The sequence below is a fragment of the Halomonas sp. DP8Y7-3 genome, assembly GCF_019801675.1.
GTDB classification, from domain to species: domain Bacteria; phylum Pseudomonadota; class Gammaproteobacteria; order Pseudomonadales; family Halomonadaceae; genus Halomonas; species Halomonas litopenaei_A.
On sequence record NZ_JAHVIO010000009.1, the window covers coordinates 293,924 to 317,813 of the forward strand.

At 61.9% G+C, this 23,890-nt stretch carries 23 protein-coding genes; 12 read left to right on the forward strand and 11 right to left on the reverse strand.

Annotation, left to right across the window (positions count from 1 at the left end; all coding sequences use genetic code 11):
* Positions 1-14 precede the first annotated feature (14 nt).
* From dnaB to KUV86_RS11070, 3 genes are all read left to right on the forward strand, one after another.
* The gene (dnaB, locus tag KUV86_RS11060; protein ID WP_206941375.1) at positions 15-1,403 is read left to right on the forward strand and encodes a replicative DNA helicase; all 1,389 of its coding nucleotides are present in this window, start codon (positions 15-17) and stop codon (positions 1,401-1,403) included.
* Positions 1,404-1,495: 92 nt separating this feature from the next.
* Complete coding sequence (locus KUV86_RS11065; protein ID WP_206941374.1) at positions 1,496-1,789, forward strand: hypothetical protein; 294 nt, start codon at positions 1,496-1,498, stop codon at positions 1,787-1,789.
* Positions 1,790-2,360: 571 nt separating this feature from the next.
* Complete coding sequence (locus tag KUV86_RS11070) at positions 2,361-2,663, forward strand: DUF6482 family protein (protein ID WP_206941373.1); 303 nt, start codon at positions 2,361-2,363, stop codon at positions 2,661-2,663.
* 207 nt (positions 2,664-2,870) lie between these two features.
* On the opposite strand, the gene KUV86_RS11075 is transcribed toward KUV86_RS11070, so the two are convergent.
* Positions 2,871-3,248 (reverse strand): thiol-disulfide oxidoreductase DCC family protein, encoded by a 378-nt coding sequence (locus tag KUV86_RS11075; RefSeq protein WP_261397615.1) that lies wholly within the window; start codon positions 3,246-3,248, stop codon positions 2,871-2,873.
* A complete protein-coding gene (locus KUV86_RS11080; RefSeq protein WP_222484784.1) occupies positions 3,245-4,825 on the reverse strand; it encodes a cryptochrome/photolyase family protein in 1,581 nt (526 codons plus the stop codon). Before KUV86_RS11080 ends, KUV86_RS11075 begins: the two co-directional genes overlap by 4 nt.
* A 112-nt stretch (positions 4,826-4,937) precedes the next feature.
* Here KUV86_RS11080 and hemH point away from each other — a divergent pair, with 112 nt between their 5' ends.
* The gene (gene hemH, locus KUV86_RS11085) at positions 4,938-6,008 is read left to right on the forward strand and encodes a ferrochelatase (protein ID WP_222484785.1); all 1,071 of its coding nucleotides are present in this window, start codon (positions 4,938-4,940) and stop codon (positions 6,006-6,008) included.
* Between the two features lie 69 nt (positions 6,009-6,077).
* On the opposite strand, the gene KUV86_RS11090 is transcribed toward hemH, so the two are convergent.
* The 6 genes from KUV86_RS11090 to KUV86_RS11115 are packed head-to-tail and all read right to left on the reverse strand — an operon-like array spanning position 6,078 to position 11,943.
* The gene (locus KUV86_RS11090; protein ID WP_206941369.1) at positions 6,078-6,461 is read right to left on the reverse strand and encodes a Na+/H+ antiporter subunit G; all 384 of its coding nucleotides are present in this window, start codon (positions 6,459-6,461) and stop codon (positions 6,078-6,080) included.
* Between the two features lie 15 nt (positions 6,462-6,476).
* Positions 6,477-6,746, reverse strand: coding sequence for a K+/H+ antiporter subunit F (locus tag KUV86_RS11095; protein ID WP_206941368.1), 270 nt, complete (start codon positions 6,744-6,746; stop codon positions 6,477-6,479).
* The gene (locus tag KUV86_RS11100; protein WP_206941367.1) at positions 6,743-7,240 is read right to left on the reverse strand and encodes a Na+/H+ antiporter subunit E; all 498 of its coding nucleotides are present in this window, start codon (positions 7,238-7,240) and stop codon (positions 6,743-6,745) included. Before KUV86_RS11100 ends, KUV86_RS11095 begins: the two co-directional genes overlap by 4 nt.
* A complete protein-coding gene (locus tag KUV86_RS11105) occupies positions 7,237-8,745 on the reverse strand; it encodes a monovalent cation/H+ antiporter subunit D (protein WP_222484203.1) in 1,509 nt (502 codons plus the stop codon). The genes KUV86_RS11100 and KUV86_RS11105 overlap by 4 nt, the downstream gene beginning before the upstream one ends.
* Positions 8,742-9,086 carry a Na+/H+ antiporter subunit C gene (locus KUV86_RS11110; protein ID WP_206941365.1) on the reverse strand — a complete coding sequence of 115 codons (345 nt, stop codon included), beginning with the start codon at positions 9,084-9,086 and terminating at the stop codon, positions 8,742-8,744. Before KUV86_RS11110 ends, KUV86_RS11105 begins: the two co-directional genes overlap by 4 nt.
* A gap of 1 nt (position 9,087) precedes the next feature.
* Positions 9,088-11,943 (reverse strand): monovalent cation/H+ antiporter subunit A, encoded by a 2,856-nt coding sequence (locus tag KUV86_RS11115; protein WP_222484787.1) that lies wholly within the window; start codon positions 11,941-11,943, stop codon positions 9,088-9,090.
* Between the two features lie 318 nt (positions 11,944-12,261).
* On the opposite strand from KUV86_RS11115, the gene KUV86_RS11120 reads away from it, so the two are divergent.
* The 3 genes from KUV86_RS11120 (at position 12,262) to KUV86_RS11130 (ending at position 15,800) form a co-directional block, all read left to right on the forward strand.
* Positions 12,262-13,563 (forward strand): DASH family cryptochrome, encoded by a 1,302-nt coding sequence (locus tag KUV86_RS11120; RefSeq protein WP_222484789.1) that lies wholly within the window; start codon positions 12,262-12,264, stop codon positions 13,561-13,563.
* A 215-nt stretch (positions 13,564-13,778) separates the two neighbouring features.
* Entirely contained in the window at positions 13,779-15,074 is a 1,296-nt protein-coding gene (locus KUV86_RS11125; RefSeq protein WP_222484197.1) for a lytic murein transglycosylase, read from the forward strand.
* 87 nt (positions 15,075-15,161) lie between these two features.
* The gene (locus KUV86_RS11130) at positions 15,162-15,800 is read left to right on the forward strand and encodes an ATP-dependent zinc protease (protein WP_409996346.1); all 639 of its coding nucleotides are present in this window, start codon (positions 15,162-15,164) and stop codon (positions 15,798-15,800) included.
* 128 nt (positions 15,801-15,928) lie between these two features.
* On the opposite strand, the gene KUV86_RS11135 is transcribed toward KUV86_RS11130, so the two are convergent.
* On the reverse strand, positions 15,929-16,642 hold the full coding sequence (locus KUV86_RS11135; RefSeq protein ID WP_222484792.1) for a 16S rRNA (uracil(1498)-N(3))-methyltransferase: 714 nt from the start codon (positions 16,640-16,642) through the stop codon (positions 15,929-15,931).
* Positions 16,643-16,763: 121 nt separating this feature from the next.
* Here KUV86_RS11135 and phaR point away from each other — a divergent pair, with 121 nt between their 5' ends.
* From phaR to KUV86_RS11155, 4 genes are all read left to right on the forward strand, one after another.
* Positions 16,764-17,225, forward strand: a complete 462-nt coding sequence (gene phaR, locus KUV86_RS11140; protein ID WP_206941360.1) for a polyhydroxyalkanoate synthesis repressor PhaR — start codon at positions 16,764-16,766, stop codon at positions 17,223-17,225.
* Between the two features lie 103 nt (positions 17,226-17,328).
* Positions 17,329-18,612: a phosphoribosylamine--glycine ligase gene (gene purD / locus KUV86_RS11145; RefSeq protein WP_222484194.1), complete on the forward strand. Its 1,284-nt coding sequence runs from the start codon at positions 17,329-17,331 to the stop codon at positions 18,610-18,612.
* Between the two features lie 60 nt (positions 18,613-18,672).
* The gene (locus KUV86_RS11150; RefSeq protein ID WP_222484793.1) at positions 18,673-19,107 is read left to right on the forward strand and encodes an acyl-CoA thioesterase; all 435 of its coding nucleotides are present in this window, start codon (positions 18,673-18,675) and stop codon (positions 19,105-19,107) included.
* Positions 19,107-19,979: a phosphoribulokinase gene (locus KUV86_RS11155; protein ID WP_206941357.1), complete on the forward strand. Its 873-nt coding sequence runs from the start codon at positions 19,107-19,109 to the stop codon at positions 19,977-19,979. The genes KUV86_RS11150 and KUV86_RS11155 overlap by 1 nt, the downstream gene beginning before the upstream one ends.
* An 18-nt stretch (positions 19,980-19,997) precedes the next feature.
* Here the strand turns inward: KUV86_RS11155 and KUV86_RS11160 are convergent, their stop codons facing one another.
* Complete coding sequence (locus KUV86_RS11160) at positions 19,998-20,876, reverse strand: DMT family transporter (protein WP_222484794.1); 879 nt, start codon at positions 20,874-20,876, stop codon at positions 19,998-20,000.
* A gap of 204 nt (positions 20,877-21,080) precedes the next feature.
* Here KUV86_RS11160 and KUV86_RS11165 point away from each other — a divergent pair, with 204 nt between their 5' ends.
* Complete coding sequence (locus tag KUV86_RS11165) at positions 21,081-22,505, forward strand: PLP-dependent aminotransferase family protein (protein WP_222484795.1); 1,425 nt, start codon at positions 21,081-21,083, stop codon at positions 22,503-22,505.
* A gap of 107 nt (positions 22,506-22,612) precedes the next feature.
* Here the strand turns inward: KUV86_RS11165 and KUV86_RS11170 are convergent, their stop codons facing one another.
* Complete coding sequence (locus KUV86_RS11170; RefSeq protein WP_222484796.1) at positions 22,613-23,848, reverse strand: cation:proton antiporter; 1,236 nt, start codon at positions 23,846-23,848, stop codon at positions 22,613-22,615.
* Positions 23,849-23,890: the final 42 nt, after the last annotated feature.

A 23,890-nucleotide genomic window follows, 5' to 3' on the forward strand; every position in this document is an offset into this window, starting at 1 on the left:
CGAGAGACAAGCAGATGAGTGACGTCCAGACCATCGATCAGGAAGCCGCAGCGCTCAAGGTTCCGCCCCACTCGGTCGAGGCCGAGCAATCGGTGCTGGGTGGTCTGATGTTGGACAATCAGGCCTGGGACAGCATCGCCGACCGCCTGGTCGCCGATGACTTCTATCGCTATGAACACCGTCTGGTGTTCAACGCCATGGTGGCGCTGGCGGAGTCCAGTCGCCCGCTGGACGTGGTGACCCTGTCCGAGGCGCTGGAGGCTCGCGATCAACTCGATACCGTGGGTGGACTGGCGTACCTGGCAGAGCTCGCCCGCAATACGCCTTCCGCCAGTAATATCCGCGCCTACGGTGATATCGTTCGCGAAAGGGCCACCCTGCGCAAACTGATTCAGGCAGCCAACCAGATCGCCGATGGCGCGTTCAGCCCCAACGGTCGTCCCGCTGACGAGCTGGTCAACGAGGCCGAGCGTCTGGTGTTCCAGATCAGCGAAGATCGCCCCAAGGCCGGTGGTCCCATCGGTATGAGCGAACTGCTGACCAAGGCCGTCGATCGAATCGACGAACTGTTCAATATGAAGGGCGAGATGACCGGTCTGTCGACGGGTTTTCGTGACCTGGATGACATGACGTCGGGCCTTCAACCTTCTGACCTGGTCATTGTGGCCGGTCGACCCTCCATGGGTAAGACCACCTTTGCCATGAATCTGGTGGAGCATGCGGTAGTCTCCAGCGACAAGCCGGTCATGGTGTTTTCCATGGAGATGCCGGCAGACTCGATCATGCTGCGTATGCTGTCGTCACTGGGTCGTATCGATCAGACTCGCGTGCGTTCCGGTCAGCTGGAAGACGAGGACTGGCCGCGGCTCACCTCCGCGGTCAACCTGCTGAAGGACAAGCAGCTGTTTATCGATGACACCGCAGCCTTGTCCCCCAACGAAATGCGCTCGCGAGTTCGTCGAGTCGTGCGCGAACACGGCAACCTGGCGATGATCATGATCGACTATCTGCAGCTGATGCAGGTGCCAGGGTTCGGTGACAACCGTACCGGTGAGATCTCCGAGATATCACGGTCTCTCAAGGGGCTGGCCAAGGAATTCGGGTGCCCGGTCATTGCCCTGTCGCAGCTCAACCGTTCATTGGAGCAGCGACCCAACAAGCGCCCGGTGATGTCGGATCTGCGTGAGTCCGGGGCCATCGAGCAGGACGCCGACCTCATCGGTTTCGTCTATCGTGATGAGGTCTACAATCCTGATAACCCCGATAACAAGGGGCTGGCCGAATTTATCATCGGCAAGCAGCGTAACGGTCCGATCGGCGCGGTTCACATGGCCTTTATCGGCAAATACACCCGTTTCGAGGATCTTGCACCAGATAGCTACGGCGACACCTTCGGTGAATAGGCCCTGCGCAAGAGGTGCGGCTTGAGCTGAACCGGTGGACTCGTATAATGCCGCCCCTTGCACTCTGTAACCCGACTCTGGAGGACCCTGACATGGCAGGTGGATTTCGACGCGGCAATCGGCGCCGCGCGCCCAAGCTGGAAGCCCGAGGTGAGCTGACTTCGGTGGAACGTGAAGGTCCTTTCAAGGAATGGCTGGGCATGCCCGATCTTTACCGTTACCACCTGGTGGTGGACGGCGTCGACTACAGTTATCAGACAGAAGATGCCGAACTTCCGGTGGCTGTAGGGGATAAGGTGGTCTTTCGTTACAAGGAAACCAAGGCAGGGAACTGGGTCGACAGAAATTCCCTGGGCAAGGCGATCGATCCTTCCGAGTATCAGTAGGCGTCGGGACAGCAGTAGGGTGATGCTGTAGCGCATGATAGGCTGGCCTGTTGGGCGTCTGGTAGCCCGCGAGGCCACCGAAGGGGTGGCCTTTGCCTGGTGTGTTCTCGTTCCTTCGCCTCTTGCCTCTCGCCTCTCGCATCTCTGGGTTTGGTGTCTTTTGTTTTCTCTTTCTTCCTTCTGTTCCGTCTTCCCTCTGTCCGCTCGTCGCTGTGCGCACATCCCTTGCTGCTTCACTTTTCGCTCTAGCCCTCTCTTTTTACTGAGTGTCTTGACGGCATGGAGCTGTCTTCTGCGGGAGCGTGCTTGATTGCATCGCGCAGGGAACGGCAGGTGTGTATCCAGGTCAGAGAAATTATTGTTAGCGTAACCAGAATGTCACTCTCCATCGTCAGGCTGTGCCATGATCAAACCGTCGCACCGTCCATCGCGCTAGTGTCGAGCAGTCTGTGAGACGATGACCCGCGCCAGACGGTGGTGAGAATGGACTGGTGTGACAGATAGCGCTAATCAGCAAGGCGGTGGCAAGACGCTGGCCGCCACTACAGGATGAAAAGAGGCGAGAGATACTATGGAATTTCAGGAGCTGAAGGCCTTTGTGGGCCGACACGACAACTTCGAGATCCGCGTCATCAGCCACGCGGGTAGCCGTTTCTATCAAGTCGAGCTGGAAGACGTCGAAGGGGCGCGTCATATGCTCTGCCGACGCGGCAAGCCTGTGCTGTTCCGTTCATTGGACGATGTCTACCTTGAGCTGAAGCGAGCAGGCATTCATCGAGCCTACCTGGTGCAGCACGTCGCTCACGACGAGGTGATTGGCCGCGAGACCCACTATGCGCAGCCACTGGCATCGCGCATGCCACTGGTCTTCTGACGCTGCCCGCCCGATGGGGAATACATCCCCACCATTGACGTTCTGACACCCCTGGGTGTTCCTGCCTTCCTCTGACCGATACAAGTCCCTGGCGCTGATAGCCAGGGCCCGTGAAGGTCGCGTTCGAGCCTCTTCAGGCCGAACCCCTCCAGTTCGACTCTATTCACCAGACCGCACTTGGCCAGTCTGTAGGTTGCCAGTCTGGTCTTAGCCAGACCTGTGTCGCCCCAGCCAAGGACGTAGCTTGGCAAACAGGCGATAGCCCAGGTCCAGCGCCTGCCGCATTCCCGGTAGCATGCTGAACGAGAGCCAGCGCCGGTAGCCCAAGGTCGCGTACAGGGCTCTGCTGGCATCCATCCCGACGATCCAGTGGCCCCTTGCGTCGAGAAGGTGCAGCTTGCCCATCATGTCCTCGATGCGCTTGCCCCACTGCGCCGCATCAAAGTCGGGATGGCGAATATCCACGAAGCGAATACGGTCCCGTCTGGGATGGCCGCGCAGCCAGGCGACTTCCCGGCGACACAGCGGGCAGCCGCCGTCGTGGAACAGGGTGACCGGTGGGATGATGTCGTCGAAGCGCTTCAAGATGATGACCCCCGGGCGCGATAGCCTGCCACATGTTCGCCTTGGCCGTAGCTCGGCTCGAGCTCCAGCGTGGCGAGAAAGGACTCCGCCTGCTCACGCATGGCGGTGCGCTTGTCATCGCTCATGCGGCTCAAGGAGCCGTAGATCAACTTCATTCGGTGGTTGTTGCTCAGGGTGTCGGCGTGGCGCTCAAGGAAGTGCCAGTAGAGACTGTTGAAAGGACAGGCGGTCTCGCCTGTGGTCTTCTTTACATCGTAGCGGCAGTCGCGACAGTGATCCGACATGCGGTCGATGTACTTGCCAGATGCACAGTAGGGCTTGGACCCCATGATGCCTCCGTCAGCATGCAGCACCATGCCCAGCGTATTGGGCAGCTCGACCCACTCGCAGGCATCGGCATAGACGGCGAGATACCAGTCGCATAGTGCCTCCGGACTGACGCCGCATAGCAGGGCAAAGTTACCGGTGACCATCAGACGCTGAATATGGTGGGCGTAGGCATTCTCGCGAGTCATGCCGATAGCGCGCTGCAGGCAGCGCATGTCCGTCTCTCCGGTCCAGTAGAAGCGAGGCAGGCCACGAGTCGCCTTGAGGGCGTTGCCGCGCTTGTAGTCTGGCATCTGAGACCAGTAGACGCCGCGCACGTACTCGCGCCAGCCGAGTATCTGTCGCACGAAGCCCTCGACCGCGTTGATCGGGGCCTTGCCTTCAAGATACGCATTCTGGGCTGCCTCACAGACCTCTCTCGGGCTTATCAGCCCCAGGTTCATCGGCGCCGAGAGGCGCGAGTGGAAGAGGTAGGGGTCGTCATCGCTGATGGCGTCCTGATAGTCGCCAAAGTCGGGCAGCAGCGCATCGATGAAATGGCGCAGGTCGACCAGCGCCTGCCGCCGCGTCACCGGCCAGTGGAAGCCGTCAAGATCGCCAAAGTGATCGCCAAAGTGCTCTGCCACCAGGTCGAGCACTGCCTGGGTGGTGTCGTCGATACCATGCTCAGGCGGTGATGGCACATCGAGGCGCTGGTCGAGTGGCTTGCGGTTGTCCTTGTCGAAGTTCCACTGACCGCCCATCGGCTCGTCGCCTTCCATCAGTAGCCCAGTATGGCGCCGCATCTCGCGATAGAAGGCCTCCATGCGGGGTTGCTTACGCCCTGACAGCCACTGCGCGAATGCCTCGGGTGTGCAGTAGAACCGAGTGTCTTCAGTCCATTCCCAGGGCACGTCGCTGCGACGCTCCTCGATCGCCTGCAGCAGGCGCCATTCCCCCGGGCGAGTGGTCACGATGCGCTGACAGTCATAGAGCTTTGCGAGCCGCTCGGCCTCTTGCAGCAGCGAGTGGGCGTTATCCGGGTCATCGAGCGCGCTGTAATGGACCCGATATCCCTTGTCACGCAGGCTGGCAGCAAAGTGGCGCATGGCCGACAGCATCATCGCAATCTTTTGCGGATGATGGGGAACATAGCGACCTTCCTCGGCGACCTCGCAGAGGGCGATCACGTCGTCATCCGAGGCGTGTTCCAGTGCTGCCAGCTCGTGGCTAAGCTGATCACCGGCAAGCAGAATCAACGATCTGGACATAAGTTTTCCAAAAGTTGTACAAATCTTCTTTATAGTAACACTTGATTCGAGCCTGACACCTGCTGGTGTTAGTCTTTTTGCTTACCGAGACCGCCAAGAGGAAGCCATTTTCATGGATCAGTCTGATTCCCCGTCATCCGAGCAGGTACGCCGTCCGCCACATGCCCCAGCGGACCACCCTGTCATTCCTCGTGACAAGATCGGGGTGCTGGTCGCCAATCTGGGGACGCCGGATGATACGGACTACTGGTCCATGCGCCGCTACTTAAGCGAGTTTCTCTCGGATCAGCGGGTCGTCGATTACCCTCGTTGGCTGTGGCAGCCGCTGTTGCAGCTGGTGATCCTCAGCCGTCGGCCGTTTGCCTCAGGGGAGGCATACCGCAGCATCTGGAACACCGAGAAGGACGAAAGTCCGTTGCTGACGATCACCCGCAACCAGGCGGACAAGCTGGCGCTGCGCTTGGGTGACGCTGTGGGGGAGAACATCGAGGTCAGTTTCGGCATGCGCTACGGCAATCCCTCGACAGAAAAGGCGCTCAAGGAGCTGGAGGACAAGGGCTGTCGGCGTATCCTGTTCTTCCCTCTTTACCCGCAGTATGGCTCACCGACCACCGCGACGGCGTGCGACCAGTTCTTTCGCCAGTTGATGAAACGGAAGTGGCAGCCGGCCATCAGGACCGCGTCGGCCTACTTCGATGAGCCGGCCTATATCGACGCCCTGGCGGCCTCGGTGAGGGAGCGCCTGGCGCAGGAGACCCAGCCGCCCACCAGGATCGTGGCCTCCTATCACGGGGTACCCAAGCGCTTTTTGACAGAAGGCGACCCGTACTACTGCCAATGCGTGAAGACGACCCGGCTGTTGCGAGAGCGGCTCGGCATGCCGGAAGAGGACGTCGTTACCGCCTTCCAGTCGAAATTTGGTCCAGAGGAGTGGGTCGGGCCCGCAACGGTCGACAAGGTGGCCGAACTGGCACGCCAGGGCCATAAGCGCATTGCAGTGCTGTCGCCTGCCTTCAGTGCCGATTGCGTGGAAACCCTGGAAGAAATCCAGCAGGAAATTCGGGATGCCTTCATCGAGGCCGGCGGAGAGACGTTTGTCTATATTCCCTGCTTGAATGATCGCGACGATCACATCGACGCGCTGGCCGGCATCGTCAGGCGAGAGTTGGCCGGATGGCTGTGAGAGCCTAGACGCCATCGCAAAATGGGCAGCCATCTGGCTGCCCATTGTCGTTTAGCAGAGCGCTCTGGCCTACTCCGGATCGGGGTGGGGGACCGGCTTTGCACCGACTTCCTCTTCCCGAAACTCGAGGGGCTTGCCCCGGGTCTTGTCCAGGTAGTTCAGACGCTGATGCAGACCGGTCTTGGCCAGCATGTGGGCACTGACAGGTGCTGTGATGAACAGGAACAGGGTAATCAGCATTTCCTGCAGGTGCAGACCGCCCTGGGTGACGCTGAAGTACACCATCGAGCCTGCGAGTATGCAGCCCATGCCCAGGGTGGTGGCCTTGGTCGGACCATGCAGGCGCATATAGAAGTCCCTGAGGTGGGCCATGCCCAGCGAGCCGATGAAGGCAAACAGCCCGCCAGCGATCAGCAGTACCGAGATCAGGCCCTCGAGAAACACGTATAGCATGAAGACTCTCCTGAATTACTCGATGATGTCGCCGCGCAGCAAGTACTTGCAGACTGCGATGGTGCTGATGAAGCCCAGCAGTGCAATCAACAGCGCCGCCTCGAAATAGGTCTTGGTGTTGAGCCAGATGCCCATCAGGATAATCAGCGCGATGGAGTTCACATACATCGTGTCCAGCGCGAGAATCCGGTCGGGCATGTCAGGTCCCACCGTCAACCGGTACAGGTTCAGCAACAGCGCCAGGGAGACCAGCGTCAGGCTGATGGTCAACGCGATATCGATCATTCGAAGATCTCCTTCAGCGGCCGCTCATAGCGTTCCCGAATGGTGTCGATGAGGGTTTGCTCATCGCGCACGTCCAGCGCGTGTATCAGCAGCGTCTTCCCATCCATGCGCAGGTTCGCCGAGACCGTACCCGGTGTCAGCGTGATCGTGCTGGCCAAAAGCGTGATGGTAAAGCGTTCTTCGAGCATCAACGGATACTCGACGAAATGCGGCCGAGTGCGGCGCCAGGGATTGATGATGATCCAGGCAACCTGCAGGTTGGCCACCACAATGTCACCGATGACCCTCAAGAAGAAGCGCAGCAGTTTCCAGGGTTTCTTGACGCCGGGCTGCAAGTCCCAGAAGGGGTAGGTCAGCCAGGGGATCAGCACCGCCAGGACGCTGCCCAGCAGCAGATGGCCCACAGAGACATCATTGACCAGCAGCAGCCAGACAACCAGCAACAGCAGGCTCAGTAGCGGGGTGGGCAACAACGAACGAGAGCGGGTGGTCATGGAGCGTCTCCCTGTTGCATCAGCACGGCGCGGAGCATGGGTTCAGGATTGGTCAGCTGTTCGGCGGTGGCTTCGGTATAGCCTGCCAGGGGCCCGGCCAGCACTACCAGCAGGGGGGAGGCGGCCAGCAACCAGCCAGTGCCGGCCCACTGCCAGGCCGACAACGGCTCGCCGTCATCGCTGGCCTGACTGCGCCAGAACAGGGTGGAGCCGGCCCGGGACAGCGCCACGATTGCACACAGCCCGGTGCCCAGCAGTAAAGGCCAGAACCACAGGCGTTGGTCGCTATCGCCAGCACTCATCAGCATGACCTTGCCAAAGGCGCCTGACAGCGGCGGCAAGCCTGCCACGGCCATACCACCGATGACGAACATCAGCCCGAGGGCCGTGGCATTGTGGGGGACACGTCCCCGCACCAGGCGCGTGCCTGCCTTGCCACGCTGGGTGCCGATCATGTCGGCCAGCAGGAACAGACCGCCGGTGACCAGGGTGGTATGGACCAGATAGAACAACAGTCCCGATACCGCAGCAGGGGAGCGCATGCCGACGCCGGCCAGCAGGGTACCCACCGACACCAGTACCAGATAGGCCACCAGCAGGCGCAGGTCACGCGCCGCCAGCACGCCGATGCCGGAAATCGCCAGGGTGCCAAGGGCAAGCCACCATACCCAGCTCTGCTCCAATGCCTCGAGGGGGCCGGCCTGGTCGCCGAAGATCAGCCAGTAGACCCGCAATATCGCGTAGACCCCGATCTTGGTCATTACCGCAAACAGGGCGGCGACCGGAGGCGGAGCACTGGCATAGGCCCGTGGCAGCCAGAAGTACAGCGGCAGAATGGCCGCCTTGAGGCCAAAGACCACCAGCAGCAGCAGCGCGCCGGCCACCACCATGCCCTGGCGTTCGCTGGGTAGCTGGCTCACCGCCTGGGCCATGTCGGCCATGTTGAGGGTGCCCGTGGCACCGTAGAGCAGCCCAACCGCGAACAGAAACAGCGCCGATCCGGCAAGGTTGAGGACCGCATAATGCACGGCGGACTGGATGCGACCCTTGCCTCCGCCATGCACCAGCAGGGCGTAGGAGGCGAGCAGCAGCACCTCGAAGAAGACGAACAGGTTGAACAGGTCGCCGGTCAGGAAGGCGCCGTTGATCCCCATCAACTGCAGCTGGAAGAGGCCATGAAAGTTGCTGCCCTTCTCGTCGTCGCCGCCGCAGGCAAACAGCACGGCGCCAACGGCCAGGAGAGACGTCACGAAAATCATCAGCGCAGACAGGCGATCAAGCACCATGACAATGCCAAAGGGAGGCTGCCAGTCACCGAGCGCATAGTAGTGAATGTCGCCAGCGGCGGCCTGACGCAACAGCAGCAGGCTGACCAACAACAAGGCAAAGGTGGTCACCAGGCCCAGAACACGCTTATAGGACGGGTTGCCGAAGCGCGTCATCAACAGTGCCACCGCGGCTGCCAGGGGCAGGACGATGGGCATCACGATCAGGTGGGACATCAACGTCGCTCCTCCTTGTCCTCGGCCTTGCGCCCATCGACATGGTCATTGCCCATGTCGCCCCGGGCGCGCATGGCGAGAATGACCGCGAAGGCCGTCATGGCAAAGCCGATGACGATGGCGGTGAGTACCAGCGCCTGGGGCAGCGGATCACTGTAGTGGCTCTTGCCGTCGATGATGGCGGAGCCTCCCGCCGTGAGCCCGCCCATGGAGAACAGAAACAGGTTGGTCGCATAGGACAGCAACGTAAGGCCGACCACCACCGGGAAGGTTCTCCCGCGAAGCATCAGGTACAGGCCACTGGCGGCGAGCACGCCGGTGGTAATGGCATAGAGCATTTCCATATCACACGGTCTCCTTGCCGTCGGAGGGGGCAGCGGTTCGGTGCAATCCCTGCTCTACCGAACCTTGGTCATGGTCTTCCTTGGCCGGTCGGTGAGGCGTGGTGACCTTGCCCAGGTTGGCCAGGATCATCAGAGTGGCGCCCACTACCGCGAGATAGACGCCAAGGTCGAACAGCATGGCGGTGGCCAGCTCGATGTCACCGATCAAGGGGATGTGGAAGTGGCCAAAGGACGATGTCAGGAAGGGCGCGCCGAACAGCCAGCTGCCGAAGCCCGTCAATGCCGCCACGCCGACGCCAAGGATGGCGACGGGCTGATAGGGGAAGTCGAGTCGCTGCTGGGTCCAGGCAACCCCCCTGGCCATATACACCAGCAGCAGCCCGACGGCAGTGATCAGGCCAGCGATGAAACCGCCGCCGGGCTGATTGTGACCGCGCAGGAAGATGAAGACCGACACCAGCAGCGCCAGCGGCAACACCGTCTGCGAGATGGTTGTCAGGATCATCGGATAGCGATCGGGTGCCCAGATCCGGCCTTCGCTGTCGCTGTGCGGCATGAACAGGCGCAGGCGATTGAGCAGCTTGAAGATGGCCAGTCCCGCGATGGCCAGGACGGTGATCTCGCCCAGGGTATCGAAGCCACGGAAGTCGACCAGAATCACATTGACCACGTTGTGGCCGCCTCCTCCTGGCACGCTGTTGTCGAGGAAGAATTGAGAAATACTCTCCGTATCGCGGGTCAGAACGGTGTAGTTGAGACCCGCAATCACGCCCCCAAGCCCCATGCACAGCAGCAGGTCGCGCAAGGCTCGTGCCGGAGTCGACTCTCTTGGCGTCTTTTGTGGCAAAAAGAACAGCGCCAGCATCAGCAGAATCATGGTCACCACCTCTACCGACAGCTGGGTCAGGGCCAGGTCAGGCGCAGAGAAGCGGGCAAAGGTCAGGGATACCAGCAGACCGACCACCGACAGCATCAGCAGTGAGATCAGGCGGTGTCGGTGGGTGATGGCGGTGCCGATGCCGGTAAAGATCAGCAGCAGGGCACCGACCAGCAGGACACCGTCGACCGGTTGATTGCCCTTGGCTCCCGTGAGCGCATCCATTCGCGCCAGACCCACGGCGCCGGCGATCAGAGAGGCGCCTAACAGCAGCGTCATGAAGCGCTGCAGCGACGCATTGTCGAACCACTCGGTGATGCGTTCTGCGCGATCGCCGATCGTCTGGACCACGCCCTCGAAGATGCGGCTGGCATCGCGGGGCGGAAAGTCACGCACAAACTGGCGGATCTTGCGGTGCAGCAGATAGGTTGTCAGGCCGGCCAGCGTGGCGATGATGCTCATCGCCAGCGGTAGGTTGAAGCCGTGCCAGATGGCCAGGTGAAAATCCAGGGGCTCAAGCAAAACGGCGGCCACCGCCGGTGCCAGCAGCCAGGTGGCCATCACCGCGGGAAACAGGCCGACCAGGATGCACAGTGTTGCCAGCAACTCCGACGGAGCGCGCATCAGGTGAGGAGGCTCGTGAGGAGCCTTGGGGGGAGCGTGACGAGGCTCGGCGAAAAACACCGCATGGACCAGACGGATCGAGTAGGCCACCGACAGCACACCGCCGATGGTGGCGAGTACCGGCAGGACCAGGCTCAGACCGCCAAAGGCCTGGGAGTCCAGGGTTTCCGTGAAGAACATCTCCTTGGAGATAAAGCCATTGAGCAGCGGGAAGCCTGCCATGGCAGCGCCTGTGATACTCATCACGACGCAGGTGATCGGCATGGCCTTGGCAAGCCTGCCCAGCCTGGCCAGGTCCCGCGTTCCCGCTTCGTGGTCGATGATGCCCGAGCACATGAAAAGCGCGGCCTTGAAGGTCGCATGGTTGAGAATATGAAATAGCGCGGCGAGCACCGCCATGGGGCTGCCGATCCCCAACAGTACCGTGATCAAGCCAAGATGGCTGACAGTCGAGAATGCCAGGATGCCCTTGAGGTCTGCCTTGATCAGCGCGAACCATGCCGCGTAGACCATGGTGACGATCCCGACCACGGTCACGATGGCCGACCACAGCTCACTGCCGGCAATGGCCGGGTGCAGGCGAGCCATCAGGAAAATGCCGGCTTTGACCATAGTGGCCGAGTGCAGGTAGGCGGAGACCGGCGTTGGCGCTGCCATGGCGTGGGGCAGCCAGAAGTGGAAGGGGAACTGCGCCGACTTGGCGAAGGCGCCCAGCAGCACGAGCACCAGCATGATGGGGTAGCGCGGGTCCGCCAGAATGGTGGCGCCGCTGTCCAGCACGACCTGCATATCCAGGCTGCCGACGATGTCGCCGAGCAGCAGCAGGCCAGCGAGCAGGGCCAGACCGCCCGCACCGGTGACCGTCATGGCCATGCGCGCACCCTTGCGGGCCTCGGAGCGGTGTGACCAGAAACCGATCAACAGAAACGACGACAGGCTGGTGAGCTCCCAGAACATCCACAGGACCAGCAGATTGTCGGCCATGGCAATGCCGACCATGGAGGCCATGAACAGGATCAGGTAGGCGTAGAACTTGGCGTAGTTCTCGCTGGCGTCCAGGTAGTAGTGGGCATACAGGATGATCAGCAGGCCGATACCCAGTATCAGCAGATTGAACAGCAGCGACAGACCGTCCAGGCGGAAGGCCAGGTCAAGGCCGATCTGCGGCACCCACTCGAGGCCTGCACGGGGAATGTTGCCTGCCTCGATGGCGGGCAGATAACTGAGGGTAAGGGCCAGCGCCACTGCCGGAAGGCAAGCGGTGGCCAGGGTGCAGAGTAAGCGGCCTCGAGATCCGGTCAATGCGGGTACCAGCACACCGAGAAGCGGTAGCAAGGGAATCCATAGCAAAGTCATCTGTTGGTCATCCTGCCTGTCCTTGAACGTGGTAAGCCCTGACGCGCCTGTAAAAGCCGTTCGACTACAAGGTGTTATGAGTACCCCTGGAGTGGCGGTCACCTTACCCTGAAGCGCCGCCCCACTTTACCCGAAAGATGGACGCCCCGCTGCCCTGTTCGGATTCAACGACCTCGGTCTTCTCTTACAGGCTTGTACGATAAGTGTACAAGTCCTATATTTTAGAGATCCTCATGGCGCTGGACCATCGAATACCTGGCGCCAGAAGGCGGAAGGGGCCGCTATCGGCCGACATGATGGATGGTGAGTGGAGTTGGCATGGAGACAGATCTGGTCTGGCTGCGCGGGGAGCTCAGGTTGGCGGATAACCCGCTGCTGGCATCGCCGGGAGGGATCAGCGAGCGGCTCGTGGTGTACGTGATCGACGCTGCCCTCCTTGAGCCTCAGGCGCCGCTGGACATCCCCAGAATGGGGGCGCGCAGGCTGCGATTCCTGTGGCAGAGCCTACGGGAGCTGAGAGGCGAGTTGCTCAAGTGTGGCAGCGATCTGCTGGTCACCGTGGGCGAGCCGGTGACGTTGGTGGCAAACCTGGCCGAGCGTATCGGCGCCTCGGCAGTGCGTGTGGGTGAGCATCCCGGTAGCGAAGAGCAGCAACAGGTGCAGCGCCTGTCACAGCTATTGCATCCTGGTTGTCGGCTCGACACGTTCAGTACGGCCACGCTCTGGGCGCATGCAACCTTGCCTATTGCAGTGGAGGAGGTTCCGGGCAGCTGGTCCGCGTTCAAGCGCAAGCTGGGCAAGGCCAAGCCATCGGCAAAGGCACTGCCAGCGGCAGCCACTCAGCCCGCCTGGCCCGATCGGGCGCCTCGCGGGCTGCCGTCGCTGCAGCGTCTTTCGCCGGCTGCTGCGGCGCTCGATGATCACCCTGACCCGTTGGGCCTTGGCTATGTGGGCGGCGCAGCGAGTGGGCTTGACCGTCTTGATGAGTATTTCTGGAAGCAGCAAGCGATCGGTGTCTATCAAGACACCCGTAACGGGTTGATCGGGCCGGACTTCTCGTCACGCCTGTCGGCTTGGTTGGCCACGGGATGTATCTCTGCCACTCAGGTGCTGGGCGCGCTGACGCGTTGGGAGCAGGAGCACGGGGCCAATGCCTCGACGAAGCACTTCTATCGCGAGCTGCTATGGCGTGAATACTTCCACTGGGCGGCGTGGCAGGAGGGGAGCGCACTGTTTGGCAAGCGGGCGCCAGCGCCAGGACAGGCGTTCACACGCTGGCAGCAGGGAGAGACGGGGCAGCCGGCGGTGGATGCGGCCATGAAGGAACTGCGCGATTGTGGCTGGATATCCAACCGTGCGCGTCAGTGGGCGGCCAGCTATCTGGTGCACGATCTGTGCGGAGATTGGCGTCATGGAGCCGCCTGGTTCGAGCACTGTCTGATGGATTATGACGTGGCCAGTAATTGGGGTAACTGGAAGTACATCGCGGGCGTGGGGCGTGACACTCGGCCCAAGGTCTTCGACATGGATGATCAGGTCCGGCGTTACGACCCCGAGTTGCGATACGTCCAACACTGGCTCGAGAAGGACGAGCCTGAACGGCGACAGGGGGTGTCATGAGGTCCTGCAAAAGGTCCATCGGCGTTATAGCCCGCAGCGATCAGAGCCCTGCGCTGGCAGGACGAAAGGGTGGGAAGTGCGGTGACATGGTGGTATCGAAGGACAGCCCCAGCCCCCTCCTGTGGTCGACGCCGATTCCCTCCGTTTGCATCTAGCGCCGCAGCGGGGAGTGGGTCATCATGCCTGCACATTGATTGCCAAGGATTGCCTTCAACATGTCGACGCGACTGCTTCCCGCCTTTCTTCTTATCGCCTTGGTCGGCTGCCAGACGACGTCTGCCGCCCCAGAGAGTGGACCTGCCAGCCCTGCTGCCTCCGAGACAGAGAGTGCCAGCTCTGACAGCGACGCGGCAACGCCCGCCGCCAAGGACGCCAGTGCTGACGATCATGACGGTCGTACCTTCGACCAGTGGCTCGCCGACTTCCGTCGCCAGGCTCGTAGTGAAGGTATCAGCGAAGACACCCTGGCGCGCGCCCTGGATGGCGTGCGTTACCGTCCCAGGGTGATTGAGCTCGACGGCTCGCAGCCCGAGTTCGTGCGTCCGGTCTGGCAATATCTTGATACCGCCGTGTCAAACGCGCGGGTGACCCAAGGGCGTGACAAGTTGGCAGCCAACCGCAGTGCAGCGGATCGTGCCCAGTCAAGCTATGGCGTGCCGGTGGAAGTGCTGACGGCTATCTGGGGCATAGAAAGCAACTACGGCCAGAATTTTGGTGATTTCTCCACTCTGGAAGCGTTGGCCACACTGGCTTACGACGGTCGCCGTCGAGACTTTGCCCGCGGGGAGCTGCTGGCCGCGCTGAAGATCATCCAGGCCGGGGATATCACGCCCCAGCGCATGAAAGGGTCCTGGGCGGGAGCCATGGGACATACGCAGTTTATCCCGTCGAGCTTTGTGTCCTATGCCAAGGACGGCGATGGGGACGGTCGCCGGGATATCTGGGCCAGCATTCCAGACGTCATGGCGTCTACCGCCAACTATCTGAATCGTGCCGGATGGCAGCCCGGCCAGCCCTGGGGCGTGGAGGTCGAGCTGCCTGCTGGCTTCGACTACGCCCAGACTGAGCTCGACACCCGCAAGAGTGCCGCTGAGTGGGGCCAGCAAGGGGTGCGCCGGTTCGGTGGTGGCGAGTTGCCTGCCTTTGCCGAGGCCTCGGTGATTACCCCCGCGGGTGCCCGCGGCCCGGCCTTCCTGGTGGGTCCCAATTTCCGTGCCATCCTTCGCTACAACAATGCCACCAGCTATGCCCTTGCGGTTGCCTCACTCAGCGAGCGCATCGCAGGCCGGCCTGGCATTCAGGGAGGATGGCCGAGGGACGAGCAGCCCCTGAGTCGCACCCAAGTGCGCCAGCTGCAGGCACGGCTGCAGGCTCTGGGGTACGGGGTGGGAACCCCTGACGGCATCATGGGTCCCAATACTCGCGCGGGTCTGCGAGCCTGGCAGCGTGATCAGGGGCTGGTTCCGGATGGCTTTGCCACCCTGCGCCTGCTCGAACAGCTGAATCGCTGATCCTCTTCAGACGTGCCCAAGCGACGGTTTGGGCACCCGGCACATTGGCGCTGGCTGACAGCGCCGCATCACAGGGAGAATTGCAGGATGAAGGAACCGCTTGAACGCTGGTGTGTCAGCCGGATACGTGCCGTGGCGCTGGCAGCGCTACCGTTGACCTTGATGCCGATGAACGCCGCCCTGGCTGATGACGGACCCGATGTCTTTGGTTGGGTGGAGAAGGCGACGCTGGAGCCCTGGGACGTGGAGGTCAAGGCCAAGCTGGACAGCGGTGCGCTGACATCCTCGCTGGATGCGCGAGATATCGAGCGTTTCGACAAGGACGGTGAGCCTTGGGTACGGTTTGCGCTCGAGCTGGAAGATGAAGAGACAGGCGAGACCTTCAAGAAGGAGCTCGAGCGGCCTTTGTATCGTGACATGACGGTACGTGGGGCCGGCGGCCGGGACGAACGTCTGGTCGTGCTGATGAAGGTGTGCATGGGCGATACCATTCACGAAGAGCAGTTCAGCCTGCGCAATCGCGAGGAAATGAACTATCCGATGCTGCTGGGACGTCGCACCATCGGTGAGCTCGGCCTTCTCGATGTGCGAGAAACCTTCCTGATCGCGCCGACCTGTGACGAGAATTCACCGGTGATCGAGCACGATGGGGAAGGGGAGTTCGGCACCAATCGCAGGGCCGAAGAGACCGACGACCAGGGCGCAGAGGACCAGGACGCTGAATGATCGCCGTCTGCTGGTCAGTACGTCACGGCATGGCGGCTGCCGCTGCCATGCCTGTGTGCTTTGCCAGGGTCCGTCATTCCGGCGTCAGTGGTGGTGGCTCAGGGTGTGCTCACACCTGGGCCGGCCCACTAGAACAGTCGCGCCAGCAGGGCAGTCACGGCGGTTTCCACCCTGAGGATGCGTTGTCCCAGGTGAATGCCCTCACATCCGGCGGCCAGCATTTGCTCCACCTCCCAGTCGATGAAACCTCCTTCGGGGCCAATCAACAGCACCACCGAATCATCGATGCCTCGAGGGCATGCCTGCGGCATGCCTGGATGAGCCAACAGGCCGCGCCGCCCCTCCAGCAGAGTCGGTAGCCGGTCCTCGACAAACGGACGGAAGCCGCGCGCCGTATCCACCGTGGGCATGCGAGTATCACGCGCTTGCTCCAATCCCAGCACCAGGTGCTGGTGAATCTTAGCCGGATCGAGTTCCGGCGACTGCCAGTAGCTTTTTTCCACGCGCCGGCTATGCAGCAGCGTGATGTGCTTCACCCCCAGCGCAGTGGCATGCTCTATGCTTCTTGCCAGCATGCGTGGGCGAGGCAGGGCCAGCACCAGATGCACCGGCAGCGCCTCGGGAGGTGCCTGGTCCAGGCCTGATACGTCGAAGCAAGCTTCATCTTCGTCCAACGAAAGCAGCGTTCCACGACCAAGCGGGCCATTCTCTATCCCGAGGGTCATGACGTCACCTTGCTGGGCGCGGTGAACCTGACGCAGGTGTGCCAGGCGTCTGGGGTCGCGGACCCTGGCTAGCCGTGAGTCATTGACGTCGTCCTGGGTGAGAAGAATCAGGTTCATGGAGCCTCGAATGCCGGTTTGTCTTGCAAGGGCGGTGTCGCGGTGCAAAATGGATGCGAACGAAGCCGAATGACCGTGATGGCGGTCAGGTGGCTTCCCACAGAATGTAAGGAGCAGCGCCGTGCGTGTGATTCGCAAGTATGCCAATCGCCGGCTCTATGATACCGAACAGAGCCGCTATGTGACCCTCGAGGATCTGCGCAGTCTGATTCTCGAAGAAGTGCCCTTCCGTGTCGAGGACGCCAAGAGTGGCGAAGACCTGACACGTACCATTCTGTTGTCGATCATCATCGAACAGGAACAGGCTGACAGCGACGCCGAGGTCTTCTCCAATGACCTGCTGCAGCAGCTGATTCGGGTGTACGCCATGTCCCAGCCGCTGCCGCTGGCGCGCTATCTGGAACAGGGCACGCGGCTGATGATGGAACAGCAGAAGAAGATGCAGGATCAGTGGCAGCAGGCCATGCGCCATTCCCCGATGGAGCTGATGCGGGAGTTGGCGGAAGAGAATATGCGCTTCTGGCAGAACACCATCAGTCAAGGAGGTACCACCCGTTCGGATGACGACGAACGATCGTCCTGAGTCGTCCAGCGGGGGGGGCGGCAGTGCCGCACGTTATCGCGCGGGCCGGGCCTTTTTCTGCCATAATGCCGCCTCATTTGGTACATGATAGGTGGTTGAGCGGATGAAGGTCCTGATCATCGGCGGCGGTGGCCGCGAACACGCGCTGGCCTGGAAAGTGGCTCAGTCGGCCAGCGTTTCTGCGGTATTCGTCGCGCCAGGTAATGCGGGTACCGCCCGCGAGGCAGGCCTGACCAACGTCGATATCGGCGTGGCTGATCTTGATGGCCTGGTTGCCTTTGCCCAAGGCGAAGGCATTGATCTCACCATCGTAGGCCCCGAAGCACCGCTGGTGGAGGGCGTCGTCGATCGCTTCCGCGCGGCAGGGCTGGCGATTTTTGGCCCGACCCAGGGCGCTGCCCAGCTCGAGGGGTCGAAGTCCTTCACCAAGGACTTTCTGGCACGCCACGCCATTCCCACCGCCGCCTACAGTACCTTTACCGAGGTCGAGCCGGCCCTGACCTATCTGCGAGAGCAGGGCGCTCCTATCGTGATCAAGGCCGACGGGCTGGCGGCCGGCAAGGGCGTCATCGTGGCCATGAGCGAGGCAGAAGCCGAGGCCGCCATCCGCGATATGCTGGAAGCCAACGCCTTTGGCGACGCTGGTGCACGGGTGGTGATCGAGGAGTTTCTCGAAGGCGAGGAAGCCAGCTTTATCGTGATGGTGGATGGCGACGCCATCGTGCCCATGGCCACCAGTCAGGACCACAAGCGGGTTGGCAATGGGGATACTGGCCCCAACACTGGCGGCATGGGGGCTTACTCCCCCGCACCGGTGGTCACCGATGAGGTCTATGCGCGCATCATGGATGAGGTCATTCGTCCTACGGTGCAAGGCATGGCCGCAGAAGGGCACCCTTACACCGGGTTCTTGTATGCAGGTCTGATGATCAGCGAAGCCGGTGAACCCAAGGTCATCGAATACAACTGCCGTTTCGGTGATCCTGAGACACAGCCGATCATGATGCGCCTCAACAGTGACCTGGCCGAGCTGTGCCTGGCGGGTGCCACGGGACGCCTTGACGGTCATGAGTGTCAGTGGGACCCGCGTCCTGCCATTGGTGTGGTCATGGCCGCCGAGGGCTATCCGGCAGGCTACCGCAAGGGCGATGCGATTACTGGCTGTGATGAGGCCGAGGCGCTGGGGCTCAAGGTTTTCCACGCGGGTACCGCAGACAGCGACGGTCAGGTGGTAACGTCTGGCGGGCGGGTGCTGTGCGTGACGGCGCTGGGTGATGACCTTGCGGCTGCGCGCGAGCTTGCCTACCGCGGCGTGGATCGCGTCGGATTCGATGGGGCGTTCTGGCGAACCGATATTGCCCACCGCGCCATGGCTCGCCAGGGCTGATGGGGCAACATGCCCGACTCGCCCCGTGGCCAGGCCAATAACAATTTCCAAGGAGCGAGCATGGAACGTGTGAAACTCGACTTCCCCGAGCAGTCGATCGTGCATCGCCACCCGCTGACGGTGCGCATCACCGACATGAACTACGGCCAACATCTTGGCCATGATGCGGTGATTTCGCTGATGCACGAGGCCAGGGCAGCCGCCCTGGCCGAACTTGGTCTGCACGAGGGCGACCTGGGGGGCTACCCCAGCGTGGCGGCGGACTTGGCCATCCAGTATCAGGCGGAAGCCCATTGGCCGGATGCCCTGGTTATCGACACGGCGATTCCGGTGCCGGGACGCAAGGCCATCACGGTCTACCACCGGATTCGCCGAGAGCGTGACGAGCGCATTGTGGCGACCGCCCGCATCAACTTGATGGTGGTGGATCCCCAGGGGGCTCGTCCGGTGGCGGTGCCCGATGCTGTGCATGCTGCGCTGGAGAGGGTGCGCTGATGTCGAGGGAGTATCCGGTCATCGCGGTCACCGGTTCATCCGGGGCGGGTACCACGACCGTCAAGAGGACCTTTGAACGCATGTTTGCGCGCGAAGACGTGCATGCGGCCTTCGTCGACGGTGATGCCTTTCATCGCTATACCCGGCAGGAGCTGGCGCGAATCTTCCGCGAGGAGCCCGAGCGCAAGGATGAGCTGTCCCACTTTGCCGTCGAAGCCAACTTGCTCGATCGTCTGGAAACGCTGTTTCAGGAGTACGGGGATAGTGGCTCGGGTACATTCCGCCATTACATCCATGCCGAAGACAAGAAGATGATCGAGGCTGGCTATCAGGTCGGCACCTTTACCGAGTGGCAGCCGCTACCGACGGGCACCGACCTGCTGTTCTATGAAGGCCTGCATGGTGGTCTGGTGACCAGTGAGGTGGATATCGCTCGGCATGTCGACCTGCTGGTAGGCGTTGCCCCGACCATGAACCTTGAGTGGATTCAGAAGATTGATCGGGACATGCATGCTCGGGGATACACCCAGGAAGCGGTCATCGACACCATTCTTGGGCGCATGGACGACTACGTTCGCTATATTCTGCCCCAGTTCTCGCGCACCCATATCAACTTTCAGCGGGTGCCCACGGTGGATACCTCGAACCCCTTCGAGGTGCAGGACATTCCTACCGATGCCGAGTCCTTCGTGGTGATCCGCTTTCGTGATCCCGCCACGGTGGACTTTCCCTATCTGTTGGCGATGATTCAAGATGCCTTCATGAGTCGCCCCCATACCCTGGTCGTGCCCGGTTCGCGCTTGTCTCTGGCGATGGAGTTGATCCTGGGGCCACTGGTACGCCATTTGCTGGCGCAGCGTCGCTTTCGCTGAATCACCTCACCACGGCGCTCATCGTGCCGCCACGGGGGCCGCGTAGCGCTTGGCCCCCGCGACACACAGCACCACGATGGCACAGGTGACCAGCATCATCAGGCTGATGCTTTCGTGCAGCCACCAGGCGGCTAGCCCCAGTCCCAGAAAGGGTTGCAGCAGCTGCAACTGTCCGACGGCGGCGACGCCACCCTGGGCCAGCCCCTGGTACCAGAAGACAAAGCCAATCAGCATGCTGAACAGCGACACATAGCCCATGGCCCCCCAGGCAGCGATGTCGATATTCGCAAAGGATGACGGGCGAGACAGTCCTGTCAGCGCCAGCATGACGGGAAGTGCGAGAACCAGCGCCCAGCAAATGACGCGCCAGCCAGACAGACGTCTCGATAGACGTGCGCCTTCTGCATAGCCAAGCCCGCAGACCAGTACAGCGCCTACCATGAGCAGATCTCCCGTCCCGTTGCCATAGCCATGCTGGCTCAGGGCAAACAGGGTAATGACGCCGCCGCCGCAGAGGGAAAACAGCCAGAACACCGGGCGTGGCCTATCGCCTGCGCGCAGCACACCGAACAGGGCAGTGGCCATCGGCAGCAGGCCGATGAAGACCAGAGAGTGGGCGGCGTTGACCTGTTCGAGAGCCAGCGCGGTCAACAGCGGAAACCCGACCACCACGCAGCCCGAGATCAGCGCGAGCGAGGCCAGCTCGCCAAGTGCTGGGCGACGTCCGCCGAAGCAGAGCAGCAGCATCAGCGCTACCGCACCGGCGATGCTAGCCCTGGCGAAGGTCAGGAACAGGGGATCGAAGGCTCCGACGGCGATGCGCGTTGCCGGCAGCGAGCCGCTGAAGATGGCCATTCCAAGAAAGCCGTAGGCCCATCCAAGGTGGGGGGAAGACATGCGTGAGGCTCCGTGCCGAAATGATCTGCTTAGGTTGGGCTGGAGCGTCGGCGGTATCGAGATACAGTTCAGTACAGTTTGGGAAAACTGTTATGGTGCGGTGACCAATACAGTGCGCCGCCGTGTCGACTGAAATGATCGCCCAGAGGATCGATCCGATGGCGTTGGTCTGCACTACTCATCTTGCTATGTCGAGGGGGAAGGATGCACCTGTCCGATATTGACCGCCGGTCGGCCGTTCCTCTGGTAGAGCAAGTGGTGGCCCTGGTGCATCGGCGGATGGCGCAGCGTCAGCTGGCTCCAGGAGCTCGACTGCCATCGATCAGAGCGTTGGCTGAGTCGCTGTCGATTTCGCGTTCTACCGTGGTCGACGCCTACGACCGACTGGTCAGCGAGGGCGCCATTCACTCTCGTCCCGGGGCGGGATTCTTCGTGGGGGATCGTCTTCCACCTCTCTCCCTGGCCGAGCTCGGTCCTCCCCGTGCCCGTGAAGTCGACCCGCTGTGGCTGACCCGACAAGCGCTCGAAAGCGATCAAGCCCGCTGGCGGCCAGGCTGTGGCTGGCTGCCGGCAGAATGGATGCCGCATGACGATATACGGCGAGGCTTGAGGCAGCTGGCTCGCCGCTCCTGCGCCCTGCAGACGCTGACCGACTATGCGCCGCCGCAAGGCCTGGGGGCGTTGCGGCAGGTGCTATCGCGCCGCCTGGCGGAACGCGGGGTGGAGGCGTCACCACAGCAGATCATGCTGGCGGAGTCGGGCACTCAAGCGATTGACCTGCTCTGTCGTTTCTTGCTGGAGCCGGGTGACTGTGTGGTGGTGGATGATCCCTGCTACTTCAACTTTCATGCCATGCTGCGGGCCCATCGCGTCACCGTGATCGGAGTTCCCTTCACCCCGTCGGGGCCAGATCTGGTCCACCTTGGCCACGCCCTCGAGCAGCACCGACCACGTCTTTATATCACCAACTCCGGGCTGCATAACCCCACTGGCGCCGGCCTTACGCTGGCGGTGGCCCATCGCGTCCTGCGCCTGGCCGAACAGCATGATCTGTTGATCATCGAAGACGATATCTTTGCCGACTTCGACATTCAGCAGGCGCCTCGGCTGGCGGCGCTGGATGGACTGGACCGGGTGCTTCAGGTGGGCAGTTTTTCCAAGACCCTGTCGGCCTCGGTGCGCTGCGGTTACATCGCGGCACGCGGCGAGTGGATCGAAGAACTCGTGGACCTCAAGCTTGCCACCTCCTTTGGTGCCAGCGCTCTGTCTGCGGAGTTGGTGCTGCAGTTGGTCAGAGAAGGGGCGTACCGACGCCACCTCAACCTGCTCAGGGCGCGCCTGGGCGACGCCATGGGGCGAGTCAACCTGCGGCTCAGGTCGTCAGGCCTTGAGCCGTGGATCGAGCCAGCGGGTGGGATGTTTGTCTGGGCGAGCCTGCCCAGCGGACTGTTGGCCAAGGAGGTCGCGCGGGAAGCCCTGAACGTGGGCCTGGTGCTGGCGCCTGGAGAGGTCTTCAGTGCTGATGGCAAGGCCAGTCGCTATCTTCGCTTCAACGTCGCCCAGTGTACCAGCCCCGAGGTGTTCGACCTGCTCGATAGCACCCTTGAGCGCGTCGCCGGACAGCAGTGAGTCAGACCGGCTGTCATGACCTCCGTCGCCAGCAGGCGAGATGTGTCAGGGCACCCTCTGGGGGGGGAGAGGGGATGCGTTGACGGCCGCCGCTCTCACCGCCGCTCTCAATGTGGTTTCTCCGACGTTGGAGAGCTCGCAGCACGTCCCCTGGCAAAGCGTTTCGCCATGGGTTGTGCGCTGACGCCATGCAGCACCACCGAGATCATCACCGTCAACACCACGCAGGCCAGGATTTCGTTGCTGCCGGGAATTGGGTACTCGGTGTAGACGTGCAAGGCGAACAGAATGCTGGCGAGTCCCCTGGGGCCGAACCAGCCGAGGAAGGTCTTCTCATAGGTCGACAGCCCCAGACCCGTCAACGACACCCAGATGGGCAGCATGCGGATGACCGTCAGGTACATCAGGGCCAGTGTCACGGTCTTCCACGAGGCGTGAGAGAACGCCAGCGGTACCATCACCGCACCAAAGATCAGGAAGGTGGCGATGGTCAGCAGTTGCCCCTCACTTTCCATGAACTCTTCGATGAAGGTGGTCTCGTGGCGCAGCAGGTTGCCGAAGGTCAGTCCACCCAGGAACACGGCGATAAACCCGTTGCCTCCCACGGATTCAGCGGTCAGGTAGGTCAGGAACGCCACCGCCAGAAACAGAATGCCCTGGTAGACCACGGTGACGGTTCCCCGATCAATGGCCGCGTCGAGCAGGCGCGCGAACCCCCAGCCGAAGAGGACGCCGACCAGGGGGCCCAGCGTCAGCTGCAGCAGGGCAAAGGTCAGCAGGTTGTCTGGCGCATGGGCGACGTCTGTCCCGGTGGCCGCTGCTGCCATCAGGGCAGATGCCAGAATGACCGGCACCGCCAGGCCATCGTTGAGTCCGCTTTCGACATTGATCGATTGCCGAATGCGCTCAGGCACGCTGGGGCTCGACACGACCGCCTGGCCCAGCGCGGCGTCAGTGGGAGTGAGGATGGCAGCGACCAGCATGGCGGTGGCCCAGGCGGCCTCGGGGGATACCCACTTTGCCATCAGGGTACCCAGCAGCACGGTCAGAGGCATGCCGATCAACAGCATGCGCAGGGGAATCGACAGATCCTTGCGCAGCGACTTCAGCTTGACCACCGATGCGTCGGCAAACAGCACAATGATCAGCGTGATCTCGGCGATCACCTGGGTCAGCTCCTGCTGGATGTGCACCGGGACCAAGTCGGGCGTCATCATTCCGAGCACCATGCCGGTGGTCATGAACACCATGGGCAGGCTGATCAGCGACGCGGAAATGCGCCGTGACAGCAGCGCGAATGTCACGAGGACCAGCAGTATCAGCAGCAAGGCGGCATGATGCATGTGCGGCGGTACTCCAAAGAAGTATCGAATGTGTAGGTTGTA

Excerpts from the sequence above, each read along its gene's own strand:
- KUV86_RS11070 (WP_206941373.1), top strand. The coding sequence starts at position 2,361 with ATGGAATTTCAGGAGCTGAAGGCCTTTGTGGGCCGACACGACAACTTC.
- KUV86_RS11150 (WP_222484793.1), top strand. The coding sequence starts at position 18,673 with ATGGAACGTGTGAAACTCGACTTCCCCGAGCAGTCGATCGTGCATCGC.
- KUV86_RS11170 (WP_222484796.1), bottom strand. The coding sequence starts at position 23,848 with ATGCATCATGCCGCCTTGCTGCTGATACTGCTGGTCCTCGTGACATTC.
- KUV86_RS11165 (WP_222484795.1), top strand. The coding sequence starts at position 21,081 with ATGCACCTGTCCGATATTGACCGCCGGTCGGCCGTTCCTCTGGTAGAG.
- KUV86_RS11100 (WP_206941367.1), bottom strand. The coding sequence starts at position 7,240 with ATGACCACCCGCTCTCGTTCGTTGTTGCCCACCCCGCTACTGAGCCTG.
- KUV86_RS11130 (WP_409996346.1), top strand. The coding sequence starts at position 15,162 with ATGAAGGAACCGCTTGAACGCTGGTGTGTCAGCCGGATACGTGCCGTG.
- KUV86_RS11095 (WP_206941368.1), bottom strand. The coding sequence starts at position 6,746 with ATGATCGATATCGCGTTGACCATCAGCCTGACGCTGGTCTCCCTGGCG.
- KUV86_RS11065 (WP_206941374.1), top strand. The coding sequence starts at position 1,496 with ATGGCAGGTGGATTTCGACGCGGCAATCGGCGCCGCGCGCCCAAGCTG.
- KUV86_RS11125 (WP_222484197.1), top strand. The coding sequence starts at position 13,779 with ATGTCGACGCGACTGCTTCCCGCCTTTCTTCTTATCGCCTTGGTCGGC.
- hemH (WP_222484785.1), top strand. The coding sequence starts at position 4,938 with ATGGATCAGTCTGATTCCCCGTCATCCGAGCAGGTACGCCGTCCGCCA.
- KUV86_RS11090 (WP_206941369.1), bottom strand. The coding sequence starts at position 6,461 with ATGCTATACGTGTTTCTCGAGGGCCTGATCTCGGTACTGCTGATCGCT.
- KUV86_RS11135 (WP_222484792.1), bottom strand. The coding sequence starts at position 16,642 with ATGAACCTGATTCTTCTCACCCAGGACGACGTCAATGACTCACGGCTA.
- purD (WP_222484194.1), top strand. The coding sequence starts at position 17,329 with ATGAAGGTCCTGATCATCGGCGGCGGTGGCCGCGAACACGCGCTGGCC.
- KUV86_RS11155 (WP_206941357.1), top strand. The coding sequence starts at position 19,107 with ATGTCGAGGGAGTATCCGGTCATCGCGGTCACCGGTTCATCCGGGGCG.
- KUV86_RS11115 (WP_222484787.1), bottom strand. The coding sequence starts at position 11,943 with ATGACTTTGCTATGGATTCCCTTGCTACCGCTTCTCGGTGTGCTGGTA.
- KUV86_RS11080 (WP_222484784.1), bottom strand. The coding sequence starts at position 4,825 with ATGTCCAGATCGTTGATTCTGCTTGCCGGTGATCAGCTTAGCCACGAG.
- KUV86_RS11110 (WP_206941365.1), bottom strand. The coding sequence starts at position 9,086 with ATGGAAATGCTCTATGCCATTACCACCGGCGTGCTCGCCGCCAGTGGC.
- dnaB (WP_206941375.1), top strand. The coding sequence starts at position 15 with ATGAGTGACGTCCAGACCATCGATCAGGAAGCCGCAGCGCTCAAGGTT.
- KUV86_RS11160 (WP_222484794.1), bottom strand. The coding sequence starts at position 20,876 with ATGTCTTCCCCCCACCTTGGATGGGCCTACGGCTTTCTTGGAATGGCC.
- KUV86_RS11120 (WP_222484789.1), top strand. The coding sequence starts at position 12,262 with ATGGAGACAGATCTGGTCTGGCTGCGCGGGGAGCTCAGGTTGGCGGAT.